Below are 18,698 nucleotides of genomic sequence, written 5' to 3'. Positions count from 1 at the left end.
CCGAGCACGCCGAAGCGCTTTCGGTCGTCGAATGAGAAGCCGTCAGTGTCATGGCAATTGCTCTGGTCGAGAATTGGTTGGGTCTTCGGCGCCTGGCGCTCGTCGCTGCTACAATGTGCGTTCTTTTTCCAGCGCCGACGCGCGCCATCGTCCTGACAACGGTGAATCCATGCAAGCCCCCGAACTGCTCTCCCCTGCGGGAACGTTCAAGAACATGCGCTACGCCTTCGCCTACGGCGCCGATGCGGTCTATGCCGGCCAGCCGCGCTACTCGCTACGCGTGCGCAACAACGACTTCAAGATCGACAACCTGCACAAGGGCATCGCCTACGCCCACGAGCGGGGCAAGCAGTTCTACGTGGCCTCGAACATCGCGCCGCACAACAGCAAGCTCAAGAGCTACCTGCGCGACATGGAACCGGTGATCGAGGCCGGCCCGGATGCGCTGATCATGTCCGATCCGGGCCTGATCATGATGATCCGCGAGCGCTGGCCGGAGCAGGTCATCCACCTGTCGGTGCAGTCCAATGTGGTCAACTGGGCGGCGGCGCGTTTCTGGCAGCAGCAGGGCATCAGCCGCATCATCCTCTCGCGGGAGTTGTCGCTTGCCGAGATCGCCGAGATTCGCGCAGAGTGCCCGGATCTGGAGATCGAAACCTTCGTCCATGGCGCGCTGTGCATCGCTTACTCCGGGCGCTGCCTGCTCTCCGGTTATTTCAACCATCGCGATCCCAATCAGGGCACCTGTACCAACGCCTGCCGCTGGAAGTACAACACCGTGGCCGCCGCCCACGACGAGAGCGGCGACCTGGTGCCGGCCAACTCGGCCCGCGCCCACGCGGCAAGCGGCGTCTGGACACCCCACGATGGAGGGCAGCGGGGCAGCGGCCTGATCGCCTCCGGCGGCGGCAGCACCTCGTCGATGGAGAGCACCGCCACAGCGGGTGGCGTGGAGGGCCAGGACGAGCTCTCGGCGCTGATCGAGGATCGTACCCGCCCCGGCGAGCTGATGCCGGTGTTCGAGGACGAGCACGGCACCTACATCATGAACTCCAAAGATCTGCGCGCCGTACAGCACGTCCCTAGGCTCACCGAGATGGGCGTCACCTCGCTGAAGATCGAGGGGCGCACCAAGTCTCACTATTACGTGGCGCGCACCGCCCAGGTCTATCGCCGCGCCATCGATGACGCCGTGGCCGGCCGACCCTTCGACATACGCCTGATGGACGAACTCGATAACCTGGCCAACCGCGGCTATACGGAGGGCTTCTACCGTCGCCACGTTCATGACGAGTACCAGAACTACGAGCAGGGCAACTCGGTGGGCGTGCATCAGCAGTTCGTCGGCGAAGTGATCGGCTACGATCCGCACCGCGGGGTGCTCGAGGTCGACGTCAAGAACCGTTTCGAGGTCGGCGACGGCATGGAACTGATGCTGCCCGGCGGCAACCGTCGCTTCGTGCTCGAGCAACTCGAGAACCGACGCGGCGAAGCCGTCGGTGCCGCGCCGGGCTCGGGCCATGTGGTGCGTATCCCGGTGCCGGGCGAGGCCATCGAGGGGGCGCGGATCGAGTACGCGCTGCTGATGCGCGACCTCTGAGCCGGCCGACGGCTGGACATCCATGGCCACTGGCGAACATGGTAGGCATCGATTGTTCGACGAACAGGGAGCGGCATGGCCACCATCGAACACAGCGCGATTCTCAAGGCACCCCCCGAGCGAGTCTTTGCCCTGCTTGAGCGGGTCGAGGACTTTGCTGACTACTCTGACCTGATCCAGGCCATCGAGCCGCTGGGGCAGGATCGTTATCGCTGGCATGTCCATGCGGTGGGCATGGACTGGACCTTTGACGTGGCGATCACCCAGGCGCGGGCCCCGGAAGTGCTGGCCTGGGAATCGCTGGATGGGGTGCGTAATCGGGGCTGCTATCGCCTGCGTCGTGTTGCGCAAGGCACCGAGGTCGCGCTGACCCTGACCTATGAGATTCGCAATCGCTTGCTGGAGAAGGCCGTCAACCGCGCGGCCAAGCCTCTGGTCAACAAGGTCAGTCGGCAAATCCTGGAGCGGGTCGAGGCGCGGCTATGATGGCGGCATCTCAACGCTCGCCCACCAGCGGCGTGAGAAAGCGTCGTCGACGTTCGCGCTCCCCCAAGGGCTGGGCCAGCAGATGGAACAGCTTGGTGAAGGTGGCCTCGGGGGTCATGTCATCCGCCGAGAGCACGCCGGCATCGCTGAGCCCCTGACCGGCGGCGTAGCCGCCGAAGGCCACCGCCCCATGCGGACACTGACTGAGGGCGGCCAGCAGCTTGCCCTCGCCGCTCGCCCGGGCAAGCGCCCCGACCAGTGCCGGGTCGTCGGGCAGGTTACCGCCGCCCCATACCTCCAGCACCGCCCCGCGTACACGTTCGTCGCGCAGCCAGGCCTCGACCTGCCATGCCTGGAGGCCAGGCCAGAGCACTAGCCGAACCACGCCGCCCGCCGCCAAGGGGGTGTAGTCGGGCAACTCGAAGCGCGGGGCTCCGCGCTGGTGATCCGCCAGGCTGCGTCCCGGGTAGAGCACCACTTCGTCGTCGACCCGCTCGCCAAGCAGCGGCTGGTTGGGGCTTTCGAAGGCATCGATGGCGTGGGCCTGCCACTTGCGGCTCCGGCAGCCGCGCAGCAGGCGGCCGTCGAAGCAGATTGCCACCTCCTGCAGGCGCGGCGCCACCGCGAAGCGTAGTGCATCCTCGACGTTGGCCACCGCGTCACTCTCGGCGGCCTCCAGGGGACGCATGGCCCCGGTGAGGATCACCGGACGGTCCAGCCCCAGCAGCTGGAAGGCCAGGCTCGAGGCCGTCCAGGCCAGGGTATCGGTGCCATGCAGGATGACGATGCCGGCATGCTGCCGGTAGCACTGCGCCACCAAGGCGGCGAGCCGTTGCCAGTCATCAGGCGTGGCACTGCTGGAATCGATGGGGACATCGGTCTCGTGTACCTCGAAGGCCGGCAGGCTCGCCTGGCGCGCCGGAGGCAAGGTGTCCAGGGCTCGGTGCAGCCGCGCCTTGATGTTCCGGCCGGGGACCAGGCCCTTCGGGCTCGGCACCATGCCCAGGGTGCCGCCGGTATAGAGCACCAGCACGGGAGGGTCTGCGGAAACCGGGGCGGGCATGGGGGCTCCTGTCGGCGGCGGATGACAAAGGCGATGGCGCCATGATACCGGTGCATCACGTGGGGGAAAGGCGGCGGCCTCGACCACCCTTCATCCAGGACGGCGGGCTGCCTGATCACGGGCCCGGGCGATGGCCAAACGCTGATGCGCACCGTGCTGGAGCACCAGCTAGCGGGTAACCAGGCGTCCCGCGTCGTCGACCTCCAGGCGGCGGTTGCGGCCGGCCAACAGGGCGAAGCCCATGCTGGTCGCGACGATGCCCAACAGCACCAGCGTAAGCAGGCTCAGCCCCACCTCGAACTGCAGCATCACACCGATCGCCAGTGGCCCCATGGCGGCCAAGGTGTAGCCGCCCCCCTGAACCAGCCCCGAGAGCTGGCCGGCGAGGCGCGATGTGGCGGTTCTCAGCACGATCAGCGTCAAGGCGAGGCTGAAACAGCCGCCCTGACCGAGCCCCAGCAGCACCACGCTGGGCCAGCGCCAGACATCGGGCGCCTGCAGCAGCAGCCAGAAGCCCATGCCCACCAGGCCCAGCATGATCAGCAGGGCAGGCCGCTGGTCGCTGCCCAGCCTTGCCAGCCAGGGCGCCGAGAGGGCCGAGACCAGCTGCACCATCACCGAGGCCCCCATCATCCAGCCGGCCTCGCTCTCGCTGTAGCCGCGGGCCACCAGCAGGGTGGGCAGCCAGCCAAAGACGATATAGGCCAGTGACGACTGGCTACCCATGAGCACCATGACCTGCCAGGCCAGCGGTTGGCTGAGCAGTTCGCGGGTGGAGCCACCGCCGGGTACTGTCAGGGCGTCGTCATGGTGCGGCATCAGCACCCGCCAGGCTACCAGCGCCAGCAGCGCCAGCAGCGCCCAGCTGGCGAGCCCGGCCGACCAGCCTCCCAAGGCGTCGGCCAGAGGAATGCTAAGCCCCGCGCCCAGTGCGCCACCCAAGCATAGCGCCATGGTATAGACGCCGGTCATCAGGTCGGCCCCGACGGGCAGCTCGCGCTTGACCAGTGCCGGGAGCAGGGTGCCGGCCACGCCGATGGCAGCGCCCACCATCAACGTGCCGGCGAACAGTGCGGCCACGGCCGGCACTCCGCGCAGCAGCAGACCGCCGGACAGCAGCAGCAGGGCGGGGACAGGGTGTTTTCGGGGCCGAAATGCTTGGAAAGCCAGGGCGCCAGCGGGGCGAAGATACCCAGGCAGAGCACCGGCAGGGTGGTCAGGGCGCCGATGGACAGCGGCATGAGTCCGGTATCCTGCTGGATGCGAGTGAGCACCGGGGCCAGGGAAGAGAGCGCGGGACGCAGGTTTAGCCCCACCAGCACCATCAGGCCGATGAACAGCGCCAGCCGACGGGCAGCGGGCCGGGTCGCCTCAGTGCCGTTCATTATGATGCCCACTCGCTGCCGAACAGCCTCTTCAACATGCCATGTTCACTGCATGTGGCGGCGCAGGTCGCCTCGCACCGCATCGAGCAGGGTGATGAAGCGGGTGTCGCGGTGACTGTCGATGCGATCAACGCGTGCCACGCTGCTCATGCCGCGATCGATGTTCAGCTGGTCGAAGATTTCCAGGCTGACCTTCTCAACCGGGTGGCGGCCGGGCTCGATGCGGCCCTCTTCGAGGGTGAAGGTGATCAGCAGGGTGGCGCGCACGCGCGTCGAGCCACCCTCCGCCAGCACCCGGCGAACCCATAGCCAGCCCTCGCAGGCCAGTGCTGTGTCGCCATGCTCACGCAGGAAGAGGGTGCGATAGCTGGCACCATCACTGGCGCCTTTAGATGCCATGCTGCGGTAGGCCTCGGTCATGCGCGTCGCCGATACCTTCGACGCCTCGAGCCGCTGCTGGGCGCCACGGTGCTCTCGGTCCAGTTGGGCCTGCTGCTGGAAGCTCAGCCAGCGGCGATACTCATTGACAAGCGTCTTTTCATCCATGGAGGCGTCCTGTCTGTCGGGGACAGTGAATAAGCATGGGGGTATGTGGCGGGTGACATTCGCATTTTTCAATGCAACCCGCCAGTCATTCCTCTCAGGCTTGACGTGAGCCGCTGCGTCCGCCACGCCGGCGACGCGGCGCACGGGTGTCGTCGCCGCCCTGGCGCTGAACCGAGCCCGCGCCCTGGCGGCGTTGTCCCTGACCACCAGGGCGGCCGCTGCTCGCACGCTTGCCACGGCCATTCTCGATGGGCTCGGGCTTGGCATGGGGGTCGGGCTCGAAACCAGGCTCGATGCGCTTCTCCAGATCGCGCTTGATCAGCCGTTCGATGCCCTTGAGCAGGCCGTGCTCGTCGACGCAGACCAGCGAAACTGCCTTGCCCTCGCTACCTGCCCGGCCGGTGCGACCGATGCGATGCACGTAGTCCTCGGCGACATTGGGCAGCTCGAAGTTGACCACATGGGGCAGCTCTTCGATGTCGAGGCCGCGGGCCGCAATGTCGGTGGCCACCAGCACTTGCAGGTCACCGGTCTTGAAGGCGGCCAGCGCCTTGGTGCGCGCCGACTGGCTCTTGTTGCCATGGATCGCCATGGCCGGGATCTCCTGTTTGGAGAGCTGTTCGGCGAGGCGGTTGGCGCCATGCTTGGTGCGGGTGAAGACCAGCACCTGTTGCCAATTGTGTTCGGTGATCAGGTGGGCCAGCAGCTCGCGTTTCTTCTCGCGGTCGACGCGGTAGATTGCCTGGTCGACCAGTTCGGCGGTGGTATTGCGCTGTGCAACCTCGATCATCGCCGGGTCATCGAGCAGCTTGCCGGCCAGCGCCTGGATCTCGTTGGAGAAGGTCGCCGAGAACAGCAGGTTCTGGCGCTTCTCGGGCAGCACGCGCAGGATCTTCTTGATGTCGTGGATGAAGCCCATATCGAGCATGCGGTCGGCTTCGTCGAGCACCAGGATCTCGACTTTCGACAGGTCCACATGCTTCTGCTGGTGCAGATCGAGCAGGCGGCCGGGGGTGGCGACCAGCACGTCGAGGCCGGCGCGGATGGCGTCGACCTGGGGCTGCTGGCCGACACCGCCGAAGATCACGTGGCTCTTCAGGGTCAGGTGGCGGCCGTAGTCGGCCACGCTCTCGCCGACCTGGGCGGCGAGCTCGCGGGTCGGGGTCAGTACCAGGGCGCGGACCTGGCGCTTGGTCGGGCGCGGGCCGTCCGCCAGACGCTGCAGCATCGGCAGAGTGAAGCCGGCGGTCTTGCCGGTGCCGGTCTGGGCACTGGCCAGCAGGTCACCGCCCTCGAGGACGGCGGGAATTGCCTTGAGCTGGATCGGGGTGGGGGTGGTGTAGCCCTGTGCCTCGACGGCACGCAGCAGTTCGGCACGCAGGCCGAGGTCGGAAAAGGTCATGCGGTCTCCGCAGAGACGCCTCGCTCGCGCCGCGTCGAGTTGCGACGTGGTCAGTCCCGGGGCGAGGCGTGTAAAAGGAATCTGGCGCGGCAGGAGGGACCAGCGATCGCCGCGTGCCGCTAGTATGCCACAGTGCGTGGCTCAGCGCAGCCGTTTGATATCGGTGGCGATCTGCTCGGCCACCTGGTCCCAGCTGCGGCCCAGCGCGCGCACCAGAGCGGGATAGCCGTCCTGGGTCAGCTCGACCTCCACCGCGAAGGGGGACATCGCCAGCAGTTCCCCTTCAGCGCCACGCAGCTGCCATTGCCCTGCGGCCACGGCGCGTCCGTCGAAGCGGCCATGGAAGGCGTCCACCGTCAGGCGCAGCGTGGGCGCCCCTTGCTGGTGGCGGTTGGTGTCGGCCTGCATGACACGGGTGTCCGGCAGTCGTGCGGCCAGCCGAGCGCGCAGGCCACGCTCGAGCTGCAAGACGAGAGGCTCGGCCCATCGATGATGGTTGGCCTCATTGAGGGTGATGTCGTCGAGTTGCAGCACCAGGCCGTCGACCTCCAGGAAGCGGGCCAGCCGCGGCTGCTCCACCAGCAGCCGATGCGCGGCCTGCACGCCTGCGACATCTGTGGGGTCTCTGCCGGGCTCCATTGGCAGCGTGTAGCGGCTGGGTGCCGGCCCGCTGGTGGCACAACCGGCCAGCCACAGGCCGAGGGCAACGGTGATCAGGGCCTTGATGGGTGTCATGGCGGGCTCCCTGGTGATTGGTGTTGCGGTGCCCTGGGCACCGGGTCCCCGCTGTCCAGGCTGTCGAAGAGCAGGGCGCGGGGATTGTCGCGCAGGGTGCGTGCGGTGGGCTGCAGGTCGCGCAGCAGTCGCTCGAGCTGCTGCAGCGTCGAGCTGAAATCGCGATAGGCGGCGGAATCCGGCGAGAGGCCAGCCAGGGTGGTACTCAGCTCCTCCAGGGTCCGGTTGAGGGTGCCGGGGAGTTCGCGGGTGCCCGGCGCCTCGACCAGGGCGCGAACGCCGGCGGTGAGCTGTCGTACCTCGTCGAGCATGGCCTCGGAGCTTGCCAGGTTGCGGTTGAGCCCTGTCAGCAACGGCTCGACCTCCAGCTTGTTGAGCTTGTCGAGCAGTGCGCTCACCTGGGCCTGGATCTGGGCGAAACCGCCCGACGTGGAGGGGAATACCGCGCGCTCGGCGAAGGTTTCCGCGACGTAGTCACCGACCCTGTCGCGCTGGAAGTCGAGGTCGACGAACAGCATACCGGTGAGCAGGTTGCCAGTCTTGAGAGAGGCGCGCAGGCCCATGTTGAACAGGCGTTCGAAGCGTTGTCGCCAGGCGTCGAGGTCGAGCTCCTCGCCATCGATGCCCAGGCGCTGGGGCTCAATGCGAATCAGCACCGGAATGGCGAAGCTGGCGCGTGAATCCGGTTGCGGGGCGGTGAAGTTCCAGGGCACGGCGGCCACGGTGCCAAGGCGCACGCCGCGGAATTCCACCGGTGCCCCGCGGTCCAGGTTGCGCACCGTGTCTTCCACCAGTAGCACGTATTCCAGATAGCGATTGAAGGTGCCCTGTCGGGCACTCTCCTCGTCCGGGTAGAGCGTGAAGGTGGCGTCGGGCTCTACGCTTGCGCCGCGGGGAACATCTTCCGGTACGCCGAAGGTCACGCCGCCACCGAGTAGCGTCTCCAGGGAGTCGATAGCCACCTGGAGGCCTTCGGAATCCAGCCGCAGGTCGATTCCGCTGGCGGTCCAGAAGCGCGTGCTGGTGGTGACCAGGTCATGGTAGGGGCTTTCGATGAAGATGCGTTGATGCATGCGCCGCGTCTCAGCATCGAAGCGGGTTTCTTCGACTCGGCCGACGATAAGGCCCTGATAGGTAACCGGGTCGCCGATGTTCAGTGAATCGCCCACCTGGCTGACCAGGTTGATGCGCAGTCCCTCGGCGCCCGCGGCCGAGACCGGCGGCTGGTCGCTGACCTCGAACTTGCGGCTATCGATCTCGCTCTGGCCTGGCTCGAGCTGGATGTAGGCGCCGGAAAGCACCGTTCCCAGGCCACTGATGCCCTCGCGACCGATGCGTGGTTTGACCACCCAGAAGCGGCTGTCCTCGACCAGCATGGCATCGCTGTCAGGGCTCATGCGTGCGGTGATCACCGCCCGGGAGAGGTCGTCCGATAGCTGCACCCGCTCGACGCGCCCGACCTCGACGTTGCGGGTCTTGATCAGCGTGCTGCCTGCCTCGATGCCTTCGGCGTTATCCATCAGCAGGGTGATCTGCGGACCACGACTGCGGTAGTTATCATACACCAGCCAGGCACCGATCAGGATCGCCACCAGCGGCACGATCCAGATCGGCGAGAGCCGCGCCTCGGGCTTGATCTGGGCGCGTTGGCCATCGTGTTCGGGGGCGGGAGGGGTGTCGCTCATCGCGGGCGTCCTTGTGCGGTGCGGGTTGCCTCTGCTGGTGGGGTGTCCCAGAGCAGTCTGGGGTCGAAGGTCATGGCGGCCAGCATGGTGCTGACCACCACGCTGGCGAAGGCCAGAGCGGCGGGACCCGGGGTGATCGATAGCAACGCGCCGGCCCGAATCAGCGCCACCAGCATCGCCACCACGAAGACGTCGACCATCGACCAGCGGCCGATGAACTCGGTGAGGCGATAGAGGCGCGTTCGGGTCGCCGCCTTGAGTTCATCGCTGCGCTTGGCCATCAGGCACAGCCATGAAAGAGCCACTAGCTTGCCCACCGGCACGATCACGCTGGCCACGAAGATCACTATCGCCACCGGCCAGGAACCCATCTGGATCAGCTCCACCACGCCGCCGATGATGGTGGAGGGCGTGGCGCGTCCCAGGCTGGTGGTGGTCATGATCGGATAGAGGTTGGCCGGCAGGTACATCACCGCGGCGGCGGCCAGCAGGGCCCAGGTGCGCTGCAGGCTGTGGGGCAGGCGCGCATGCAGGTTCTCGCCGCAACGTCGGCAGCGACAGTGGCCGTGGTCATCCAGCCGGTTGACCAGCCCGCAGGTGGCGCAACCGGCCAGCCCCTGGCGAGACGCGGGCTCGCCGGTACGAGTGCCTGGCGGGGCAAGGGGCTCGCCGGCCAGCGAAAACCACAGCCAGTCGGCGTCAAGTGACTGGGTGGTGAACAGCAGCAGCAGGGCGAAGGCACAGAAGGCCCAGAAGGAGATGCCCAATTCGATCTCGGCCATCCCGGCGATCTTGATCAGGCTGACCAGGGCGCCGACGATGAACACGTCGGCCATCATCCAGGGATGCAGATGCGATAGCGAGCGGGCGATGCTGCGGCTGGCCGGCAATGGCGCCTGGCGTAGCAGGCCGAACTGCAGCCAGACCACTGCGACGAGATAGACGGCGGGCAGCACGGCGATGGTCAGCAGCACCGTGATGGCCACCAGCGACTGGTCGAAATCGATCAGCGAGGTGGCGGTCTGGGTGAGCTCGATACGGTTGCCGATGCCGCTGACGCTGAAGCTGACGAAGGGAAAGGAAACCGCCAGTGCCAGGGCGATCAGGGCACCCAGCGCCAGCGCCATGCTGCGCTGGGCCGGTCGATGATGGCGGCTGACCAGGGTATGACCGCAACGCGGGCATTCGGCCTGCTCCCCAGGATGCAACGGCGGTAGCGCCACCAGCCAATCGCACTCGTGGCAAGCCCGTAATCGTCGACGAGTGGTGCGTATCTCGGGGGGCGAGCGATCCACCAGTGGATCTCCCCAAGGTAGCTGAGTAGGGACGCGAAAGGCAGGCCTGGGCACCGCGATGGTGTCTCCTTATTATCAGGGTATTGGCGGAAAAGTTAGTGTGGCACGTTGACGACGCTGGCACCATATACAAGCATGCAGACCTGAAGGTTCCCGAGGAGACGACATGTTAGTTCCCAGCGTGGCGGTGTTGGCTGGCCTGATTCTACTGGTATGGAGTGCCGAGCGCTTCGTCGACGGCGCGGCGGCGACCTCCGCCCGGCTGGGGCTGTCGCCGCTGCTGATCGGCATGCTGGTGATCGGCTTTGGTACCTCGGCGCCGGAGCTGGTGGTCTCCGCTTTGGCGGCCAGCCAGGGCAATCCCGGCCTGGCCTTGGGCAACGCTTACGGCTCCAATATCGCCAACATCGGCTTGATCCTGGGCCTAGTGGCGCTGATCTCGCCGCTGGCGGTGCATTCCGGGGTGGTGCGTCGCGAGTTGCCGGTGCTGGGTGGGGTGACCCTACTCTCCGCCCTGTTGCTGTGGGGCGGGCTGATCGGGCGTCTCGAGGCGGTCTTGCTGCTGGTGCTGCTGGCAGCTTTCATCGGTATTTCCATCTACCTGGGGCTTCGCGACGGCCACGATGCCCTCTCAAGCGATACTCAGCAGAGCCTGACGGTGCATGCCATGTCGCTCAAGGCCGGCCTGATCTGGACGGCGATCGGCCTGGTGCTGCTGGTGATCAGCTCGCGCATCCTGGTGTGGGGGGCGGTGGCCATTGCCCAGGGCTTCGGCGTCAGCGACCTGGTCATCGGCTTGACGGTGGTGGCGGTGGGTACCTCGCTGCCCGAGCTGGCTTCTTCGATCAGCGCGCTGCGGCGCCGCGAGCACGACCTGGTGCTGGGCAACGTGGTGGGGTCGAACCTCTTCAATACCCTGGGGGTGGTGGGCCTGGCCGGGCTGATCGCCCCCATCGAGGTCGGTGGCGAGGTGCTTTTGCGCGACTGGAGCCTAATGGCAGCGATGACTGCCCTGATGGCGGTTTTCGCCATGGGCTGGCGAGGGCGCCAGGGCCGTATCAATCGAGCCGAGGGTGCCGCCCTGCTGGCGATGTTTCTCGGTTATACCGCCTACATGGTCAGCATAGTCATCCGCGGCGGCACTCCGGTTACCTGAAGCTTGGCTGCGACATTGCGACACGGTGTGCGTGGTTGCCTTGGCCACCCCACCAAGACATTATAACTTTTATGCCTGGTGATAGATTAATGTCGACTGACGTAATGCATCCTAGTTACGGTATTGCCATCTGACTGGTCTAGGCTAGGAATGAGCGAGGAAAAATGCGGCAAGGCACCATGGGCATGGTAGCCCCAAGCACAAGAGCACAGAAGTGCCATGCGCATCCCTTGACTAAGCTGTTCTGCGGAGCCATGTCTCCGCTACTATCAGGAGTGTGTGATGGAACTGGATCCCCTGCTGCTGTCGCGACTGCAGTTCGCTTTCGTGGTCGCTTTCCACGCCATCTTTCCGGTGTTCACCATCGGTTTGGCGTCCTATATCGCCCTGCTCAACGGTCTCTTCTTCAAGACCGAGAATCCGGCATGGGACCGTTTGGCGCTGTTCTGGACCAAGGTCTTTGCGGTGGTGTTCGGAATGGGGGTGGTGTCGGGCATTGTCATGTCCTTCCAGTTCGGCACCAACTGGAGCAACTTTTCCCTGGCGGCAGCGAACTTCCTCGGTCCGGTGCTTAGCTACGAGGTGGTCACCGCCTTCTTCCTCGAGGCGGGCTTCCTCGGCGTGCTGCTCTTTGGGCGTGGCAAGGTACCCCAGGGTGTGCATCTCTTCGCCGCCATCATGGTGGCTACTGGGACCTTCATTTCCGCGTTCTGGATTCTCTCTGCCAACAGCTGGATGCAGACGCCTGCCGGTGTCGAGCTGATTGACGGCCGCTTCCATGTCACTTCCTGGAGCGAGGCGATCTTCAATTCTTCCTTCCCCTACCGCTTCTGGCATATGGTGCTGGCCTCCTTTCTCACCGGAGGCTTCGTGGTGGCCGGGGTCAGCGCCTGGTACCTGCTGATCAAGCGCGATGTGGAGGCCAATCGCAAGGCGCTTTCCATGTGCCTGTGGATGCTGCTGGTGCTGGCGCCGGCCCAGGCAGTGCTGGGGGACTTTCACGGCCTCAATACCCTTGAGCACCAGCCAACCAAAGTCGCGGCCATGGAGGCCAACTGGGAGCGCGGCTCCCATGTGCCGCTGCTGCTCTTTGCCTGGCCTGACAAGGAGGCCCAGGAGAATCGCTTCGAGATCGGCATCCCCAGCCTGGCCAGCCTGATCCTGACGCATCATGTCGATGGTGTGGTGCCGGGGCTCAGTGAAGTGCCGCCCGAGGAACAACCACCAGTATGGCTGGTATTCTGGTCTTTCCGGGTGATGGTGGGCATCGGTCTGGTGATGATCGCGGTCGCCCTGACAGGTCTCTGGCTACGTCGCGGTGGGCGCATCTACGAGCATCGTGGCTTCCTGCAACTGTTGCGGGTGATGACCGTAACACCCTTCATCGCGGTGCTCGCCGGCTGGTTCGTCACCGAGACCGGGCGGGCTCCCTGGCTGGTCTATGGAATGATGACCCATGCCGAAGGGCTGACGCCCTCGCTGAGCGGAGGCATGGCGCTGTTCACCCTGATCGGTTACATCGCTGTCTATGCCGTCGTGTTCCTGGCCGGCACCTACTACCTGACTCGTGTGGTGCGCCAGGGCATGCTGCCCGAGACTCAACAGGAGGCCAAGGAAGGAGAAATACAGCGTCCCACGCGTCCGCTGTCCGCCGCCAATGCGACCTTCGAGGACGCCTCTCGCCAACCCGGAAGGAGCTGAGCCATGGCTACATTCGACCTGACCCTGATCTGGGCCGTGATCATCGGCTTCGGGGTGATCATGTACGTGTTGATGGACGGCTTCGACCTGGGGGTGGGAATTCTCTTTCCTTTCGCCCCGGACGAGCAGTCCCGCGACCTGATGATGAACTCTGTCGCCCCGGTGTGGGACGGCAACGAGACCTGGCTGGTGCTTGGTGGTGCCGGCCTGCTGGGCGCCTTTCCGCTGGTCTACTCGGTATTCCTGCCAGCGCTGTATATCGGGGTTTTCCTGATGCTAGCCGGCCTGATTTTCCGTGGTATCGCCTTCGAGTTCCGTTTCAAATCACATCGTAACCGCCGCTGGTGGAACCGCGCCTTCTGCTGGGGCTCCGCCGTGGCGTCCTTTGCTCAGGGCGTGGTGGTGGGGGCCTACATCCAGGGCTTCGCTGTGGAGGACTTCGTCTATGTCGGCGGGCCCCTGGACTGGCTGACGCCCTTCAGCGTACTGACCGGTCTGGGATTGATGGCGGGCTATGCCCTGCTTGGCGCCACCTGGCTGATCATGAAGACCGAAGGGGCGGTTCAGGCCTGGGCCTACCGGCTCGCCCCACGCCTGTTGCTGGCGGTACTGGGTGTGTTCGCGATCATCAGTCTCTGGACGCCCTTCGTCGATAGCGCGGTGCGTGAGCGCTGGTTTGGCCATCTCCACCTGATCTGGGTCTTCCCGGTGCTGGCACTGCTCTGTGCGGCCCTGCTGTGGCGTGCTGTCAGCCAGCGTCGGGAGGGGCAGCCTTTCATCGCTACGCTGGGGCTGTTCGTCTTCACCTACCTGGGCCTGGTGGTCAGCAAGTGGCCGGTAATCGTGCCGCCCAACTACACGATCTGGGACGCCGCCTCGGATCCCGGCTCGCAACTCTTCCTGCTGATCGGCGTGCTGTTCGTGATCCCCATCGTGCTGGCCTATACCGCCTGGAGCTACTGGGTGTTCCGCGGCAAGGTGCGACCCGGCGAGGGGTATCACTGAGCCGATGGATGCGCCCGACGCGGCGACAGGCGCGCTGACCGCGCGCCGCTACCTGAGAGACCTGGCCGCCGGCGAACGCCGGCGGCTGCGTCTCGCCATCCTGGCAGGGACTGCGGCGGGCCTGTTGACCATCGCGCAATTGATGCTGCTGGCCCGGTTCATCAGCCGCCTGCTCATCGACGGAGCATCATTGTCGGAGCTCATGCCGGTGCTCGCTGGACTGCTGGCACTGCTGGTGTTGCGTGCGCTGGCCCTCTATCTGCAGGAAACCCTGGCTCAGGCGGCGAGCCTGCGGATTCGCCGCCGCGCCCGGCATGCGCTGCTTGACCACTTGGCCCGTCTGGGGCCCGTCAGGCTGAGCGCGCGTCACAGCGCCTCGCTGGCCAATCAGCTGGTGGAGCAGGTGGAGGCCCTGGACGGCTATTTCGCCCGCTTCCAGCCGCAGCTCGGCCTGGCGGTACTGGTGCCGTTGTCCATCTTGCTGGCAGTGCTGTGGCTGGATTGGCTGGCAGCACTCTTCCTGCTGATCTCGGCGCCGCTGATCCCGCTGTTCATGGCGCTGGTCGGGATGGGGGCAGCGCAGCTCAATCGCGAGCAGTTCGCCGCCGTGGCGCGCCTCTCTGGCCACTTCATTGATCGCGTGCGGGGCATCACCACCCTGCAGCTCTTCGGTCGCACCGCCCAGGCCACCCGCGAGGTGCATGCCGCCGCCGATGATTACCGGCAGCGCAGCATGCGCGTCTTGCGACTCGCCTTTCTCTCCTCGGCGGTGCTGGAGTTCTTCGCCTCGGTGGCCATCGCCGTGATGGCGATCTACGTGGGTTTCGGCCTGCTGGGCTACATCGAATATGGCCCCGCGGACGAGTTGACCCTGTTCGGCGGCCTGCTGGTGCTGCTGCTGGCCCCGGAATTCTTCCAGCCGCTGCGCAGCCTCTCCCAGCACTACCATGACCGCGCGGCGGCGCTGGGGGCCGCCGAGGGGCTGGTGGCCCTGCTCAACGAGATCCCTGATGCCCAGCGCCTGTCGGGCGGGGCCGCCCCGGCGCCTTTGCACGACCGACTGGTTGAGCTCGAGGCCGTCAGCGTCGAGCATGCCGGGCGCGGCCGAGTGCTGGGCCCCGTCGACCTGACACTGGCCGCCGGCGAGGTAGTGGCGGTCACCGGTCCCTCGGGCGTCGGCAAGTCCACCCTGCTGCAGCTGCTGGCCGGTTTCATCGCGCCCGCCAGCGGCAGCATTCGCGTGGCCGAGGGCCTGAGTCTGGCCTGGATGGACCAGCGCCCGCTGCTGATCCAGGGCAGCCTCGCCGACAACTTGCGGCTGGCCGCCCCCGACGCCAGCGCGGCCGAGATGCGCGGGGCACTGGGCCGGGCCGGCCTCGGCGAGCTGCTGGCGACACTGCCTCGGGGGATCGAGACCCACCTCGGCGAGCGCGGTGTCGGCCTATCCGGTGGCCAGGCACAGCGGCTGGCCCTGGCCAGGGTCTTTCTCTCCCAAGCACCGCTGGTGCTGCTTGACGAGCCTACGGCCAGCCTGGACGCCGAGACAGAAGGCTACCTCATCGAGGCGCTACAGGCGTTGGCCGATGAGGGTCGGGCACTGGTCATCGCGACCCATCATCCCGCCCTGATGGCGCTGGCGAAGCGCCGCCTGTCGCTCGAGGCCCAGGCAACGGTACAGGAGGCGAGCCACGATGCCCTCGCCTGACGCCTCGCTCTGGCGCACCCTGCGCCCGTGGCTATCGTTGCTCGGCCAGCGTCGCCGTCGGCTGATCCTCGGCGGCCTACTGATGGCCGTGACCTTGGTCTCGGCCATCGGCCTGCTGGCCCTCTCTGGCTGGTTCATCACCGCCACGGCCTTGACCGGCCTGCTGCTCACGGCGGGTGTTGCCGCAGCGCTGGATGTTTATGTCCCCGGTGGCGGGATTCGCCTCTTCGCCGTAACCCGCACCGTGTCGCGTTACGTGGAGCGCCTCTACAACCATGATACGGTACTGCGCCTGCTTGCCGACCTGCGCTCCCGACTGTTCGCCGTGCTCTCCGGCCTCGACTCCCACGCCTTATCACGTCGCCGCGCCAGCGACTGGCTCAACCGCCTGACCGCGGACATCGACACCCTGGACAGCCTCTATCTGCGCCTGCTGGCCCCGGCGCTGGTGGCGTTGCTGGCGATCCTTGGCCTGGCTGCGTTCCTGGCGCTGTGGTCGCCGCGGGTTGGCATGGCGATCGGGTCGCTGCTGCTGGTGGGCTGGGTGTGGTTGACGGCGGGCCAAGCTCGGCTGGGCATGGCCGCGAGTCATCGTCAGGTCAGGGATCTCGAGCGGCTCAGGGGGCGACTGATCGAGCAGCTCCAAGGCCTGGCCGAATTGGAGGCCTACGGCAGTCTGGGGGATCACTGCGCCCGGCTGGCCGCGATCGAATCTCGGCTCTACCGGGACCAGCGCCGCCTGGGTCAATGGGTCTCGCTGGGCAACGCCCTGGCGTCGATCGTCGTGGGCCTGGCCATGCTGCTGGCCCTCTGGCTTGCCTCGCAGGCCTGGCGCACCGAGCTGCTCTCCGGGCCATTGATGGTGATGATGCCGCTGGCGGTGCTGGCCATCGGCGAAGCGCTGGTCGCCTTGCCAGCGGCCTTCACCTGGCTGGGGGCGACATGGGCTGCCGCCGAGCGCCTCAATGCCCTGGAGGCGCAGCAGCGGGGCGCAGCCAAGGCACACCCGTCGCCCCGGTTGCCGGGAGGCCCGCTCTCGGTGACCCTCGAGGCGGTTACCCTGACCCACGCGGGCGCTTTGATTCCGGCTCTTGCCGGGGTTAGCTTGCAGCTGGGGCCTGGCGAGCGGCTGGCGCTGTGCGGGGCCTCCGGCGCGGGCAAGTCCAGCGTGGCCGGGCTGCTGACGCGACAGCTCACGCCCGAATCGGGGGACGTGCGGCTGGGGGGCGTGGCGCTCGAAGCGTGGCCCACGGCGGCGCTGGCCGATCGCGTCGCCCTGCTGACCCAGCAGACTGACCTGTTCGACGCTAGCCTGGCCGCCAATCTGCGCCTGGGCGATCCCCAGGCAAGCGAGGCGCGACTGTGGCATGTGCTGGCGATGGTGGAGCTTGCCGACTGGGCCGATGCCCTGCCCCAAGGACTGGCCAGCCGGGTGGGTGAGGGCGGCCGTCGACTGTCCGGCGGCCAGGCCCGCCGTGTTGCCCTGGCCCGGCTGCTGCTGCGCGAGCCGGACCTGGTGGTGCTTGACGAGCCCTTCGCCGGGCTCGATGCCGCCACCGCCGCCTGTCTGGCGGCGCGCCTGGACGCCTGGCTGGTGGGGCGCACCGTCATCTACCTGGTGCATCAGCTCGGCGATAGCGTCGATCCGCCCGGCATCGATCAGCGCCGCATTCTGCGTGAGGGAAGACTTTGCAAGACCGCTCAAGGTGTTTCAGGATGAGAGCGATGATTTTCCCACGAGGTAGGCCTTGCGTGATTTCCTCAGGCGGCTGCCCAAGGCCGAACTCCACCTGCATATCGAGGGCACGCTTGAGCCCGAGCTGATGTTCTACCTGGCCGAGCGTAACGGCGTCGACCTGCCTTACGCCAGCGTGGAAGACGTGCGTGCGGCCGAGACTTCACCGACCTGTCGACCTTCCTCGGTCTCTATTACCAGGACATGAGCGTGCCGTCTGTCCGCTCTCCAATGTTCGCCTGCGGGTCGTCGAGCGCATGCCCGACCATCCACACTAGGCGGTGAGTGGCTGGCCGCGCAGCTGGCCCAACTGATAGGCAGCCTTGAGCGTGGCCAGGCCGGAGAGGTCGGTACCGTCACCCACGTCGCTGGCGTAGCTGATGTTTAGGCTCATCTCGCAGGCCGCCAGGCGGTCAAAGAGGCCGCTACCCAGGAACAGGTTGGAGCTCGGGCAGAAGGCGAGGTTCGCCCCGTGTGCGGCAAGCCGCCCGCGCATTGCCTGATCCAGGTGGATGCCGTGGGCGAAGGTGCTGCGCGGGCCCACCAGCCCCGACTGCTCGTAGACCGCCAGGTAGTCGCAGCTGTCGGGGAAGAGCTCGGCGACCCAGTTGAGCTCGCCGCTGTGCTCGGCCAGGTGGGTCTGCAGCCACAGGCTCGAGTCGTTGCGCATCAGGGCGCCGGTAGCGTCCAGCTGGGCCCGGCTGGAGGTGGGCGCGAAGCGACGCGCAGCATTTCGTTGAGGAAGGATTCCGAGAGCAGCTCTGCATGCTCCCGCGCCGCGAAGCGACACTCTTCGGGAAAAGTGTAGTCGTTCAGCCAGTCGAGCAGCTGGCGGCCGTACGAGGCCATGATCTCCAGCTGCACGTAATGCACATGGCTGTCGATGAAGCCGGGCATGATCAGCTTGCCGCGATGATCGATCACCTCGATTTCGTCGGGGAGCTAGGGGGTCAGGCGCGCATGGTCGTCCACTGCGCGGATGTGGCCGTTCTCGATCCACAGGGCAGCGTCCGGGCTGCCCTCGGCAGGCGCATCGCCCTCGCCGGGGTCGGCCTCGAAGCTCAGCAGTTCGGCGCGCAGCACGCGCGAGTCGTTGAGGATCATCTCTTCAGGGCCCGTCGCTCTTGATGCGACTATGGAAACCACCGCGCGGACCAAGCGGCGGTGCTTGACAGGCTAGTGCTGAGCGGCGGGAGAGA

General features: G+C 66.5%; 15 protein-coding genes and 2 pseudogenes. 8 read left to right on the top strand and 9 right to left on the bottom strand.

All coding sequences use genetic code 11. From position 1 onward, the window contains the following. Positions 1-169 precede the first annotated feature (169 nt). The gene (gene yegQ / locus DFO68_RS04080; RefSeq protein ID WP_133482317.1) at positions 170-1,600 is read left to right on the top strand and encodes a tRNA 5-hydroxyuridine modification protein YegQ; all 1,431 of its coding nucleotides are present in this window, start codon (positions 170-172) and stop codon (positions 1,598-1,600) included. A gap of 75 nt (positions 1,601-1,675) precedes the next feature. Then, a complete protein-coding gene (locus DFO68_RS04075) occupies positions 1,676-2,086 on the top strand; it encodes an SRPBCC family protein (protein ID WP_133482315.1) in 411 nt (136 codons plus the stop codon). Positions 2,087-2,096: 10 nt separating this feature from the next. On the opposite strand, the gene DFO68_RS04070 is transcribed toward DFO68_RS04075, so the two are convergent. The 8 genes from DFO68_RS04070 to DFO68_RS04040 all read right to left on the bottom strand — a co-directional run bounded on the left by DFO68_RS04070 (position 2,097) and on the right by DFO68_RS04040 (position 10,197). After that, entirely contained in the window at positions 2,097-3,149 is a 1,053-nt protein-coding gene (locus DFO68_RS04070; protein ID WP_133482313.1) for an asparaginase, read from the bottom strand. Between the two features lie 168 nt (positions 3,150-3,317). Further along, on the bottom strand, positions 3,318-4,247 hold the full coding sequence (locus DFO68_RS04065; RefSeq protein WP_347813119.1) for an MFS transporter: 930 nt from the start codon (positions 4,245-4,247) through the stop codon (positions 3,318-3,320). Continuing rightward, a complete protein-coding gene (locus DFO68_RS15975; RefSeq protein ID WP_347813118.1) occupies positions 4,202-4,534 on the bottom strand; it encodes a hypothetical protein in 333 nt (110 codons plus the stop codon). Before DFO68_RS15975 ends, DFO68_RS04065 begins: the two co-directional genes overlap by 46 nt. A gap of 45 nt (positions 4,535-4,579) precedes the next feature. Beyond that, the gene (locus DFO68_RS04060) at positions 4,580-5,080 is read right to left on the bottom strand and encodes a hypothetical protein (RefSeq protein ID WP_133482311.1); all 501 of its coding nucleotides are present in this window, start codon (positions 5,078-5,080) and stop codon (positions 4,580-4,582) included. Positions 5,081-5,174: 94 nt separating this feature from the next. Then, positions 5,175-6,482 (bottom strand): DEAD/DEAH box helicase, encoded by a 1,308-nt coding sequence (locus DFO68_RS04055; protein ID WP_133482309.1) that lies wholly within the window; start codon positions 6,480-6,482, stop codon positions 5,175-5,177. A gap of 141 nt (positions 6,483-6,623) precedes the next feature. Further along, complete coding sequence (locus DFO68_RS04050; RefSeq protein WP_133482307.1) at positions 6,624-7,217, bottom strand: PqiC family protein; 594 nt, start codon at positions 7,215-7,217, stop codon at positions 6,624-6,626. After that, positions 7,214-8,902 (bottom strand): intermembrane transport protein PqiB, encoded by a 1,689-nt coding sequence (pqiB, locus tag DFO68_RS04045; RefSeq protein ID WP_133482305.1) that lies wholly within the window; start codon positions 8,900-8,902, stop codon positions 7,214-7,216. Before pqiB ends, DFO68_RS04050 begins: the two co-directional genes overlap by 4 nt. Beyond that, positions 8,899-10,197, bottom strand: a complete 1,299-nt coding sequence (locus tag DFO68_RS04040) for a paraquat-inducible protein A (RefSeq protein ID WP_243726407.1) — start codon at positions 10,195-10,197, stop codon at positions 8,899-8,901. Before DFO68_RS04040 ends, pqiB begins: the two co-directional genes overlap by 4 nt. A gap of 166 nt (positions 10,198-10,363) precedes the next feature. Here DFO68_RS04040 and DFO68_RS04035 point away from each other — a divergent pair, with 166 nt between their 5' ends. From DFO68_RS04035 to DFO68_RS04010, 6 genes and pseudogenes are all read left to right on the top strand, one after another. Continuing rightward, on the top strand, positions 10,364-11,353 hold the full coding sequence (locus tag DFO68_RS04035; RefSeq protein WP_133482301.1) for a calcium/sodium antiporter: 990 nt from the start codon (positions 10,364-10,366) through the stop codon (positions 11,351-11,353). Positions 11,354-11,635: 282 nt separating this feature from the next. Beyond that, the gene (locus DFO68_RS04030; RefSeq protein WP_133482299.1) at positions 11,636-13,054 is read left to right on the top strand and encodes a cytochrome ubiquinol oxidase subunit I; all 1,419 of its coding nucleotides are present in this window, start codon (positions 11,636-11,638) and stop codon (positions 13,052-13,054) included. Between the two features lie 3 nt (positions 13,055-13,057). Continuing rightward, a complete protein-coding gene (gene cydB, locus DFO68_RS04025; protein ID WP_133482297.1) occupies positions 13,058-14,059 on the top strand; it encodes a cytochrome d ubiquinol oxidase subunit II in 1,002 nt (333 codons plus the stop codon). A 4-nt stretch (positions 14,060-14,063) separates the two neighbouring features. Further along, positions 14,064-15,764 carry a thiol reductant ABC exporter subunit CydD gene (gene cydD / locus DFO68_RS04020; protein ID WP_133482295.1) on the top strand — a complete coding sequence of 567 codons (1,701 nt, stop codon included), beginning with the start codon at positions 14,064-14,066 and terminating at the stop codon, positions 15,762-15,764. Then, complete coding sequence (cydC, locus tag DFO68_RS04015) at positions 15,751-17,484, top strand: thiol reductant ABC exporter subunit CydC (RefSeq protein ID WP_133482293.1); 1,734 nt, start codon at positions 15,751-15,753, stop codon at positions 17,482-17,484. Before cydD ends, cydC begins: the two co-directional genes overlap by 14 nt. Before the next feature lie 28 nt (positions 17,485-17,512). Further along, a pseudogene (locus tag DFO68_RS04010) lies at positions 17,513-17,712 on the top strand (adenosine deaminase); the annotation flags it as partial. 64 nt (positions 17,713-17,776) lie between these two features. On the opposite strand, the pseudogene DFO68_RS04005 reads toward DFO68_RS04010, so the two are convergent. Next, a pseudogene (locus tag DFO68_RS04005) lies at positions 17,777-18,603 on the bottom strand (amidohydrolase family protein); the annotation flags it as partial. Positions 18,604-18,698: the final 95 nt, after the last annotated feature.

Origin of the sequence: Halomonas ventosae (assembly GCF_004361885.1) — a bacterium.
GTDB classification, from domain to species: Bacteria; Pseudomonadota; Gammaproteobacteria; order Pseudomonadales; family Halomonadaceae; genus Halomonas; species Halomonas ventosae_C.
This window is presented reverse-complemented; position numbering and strand designations above follow the sequence as displayed.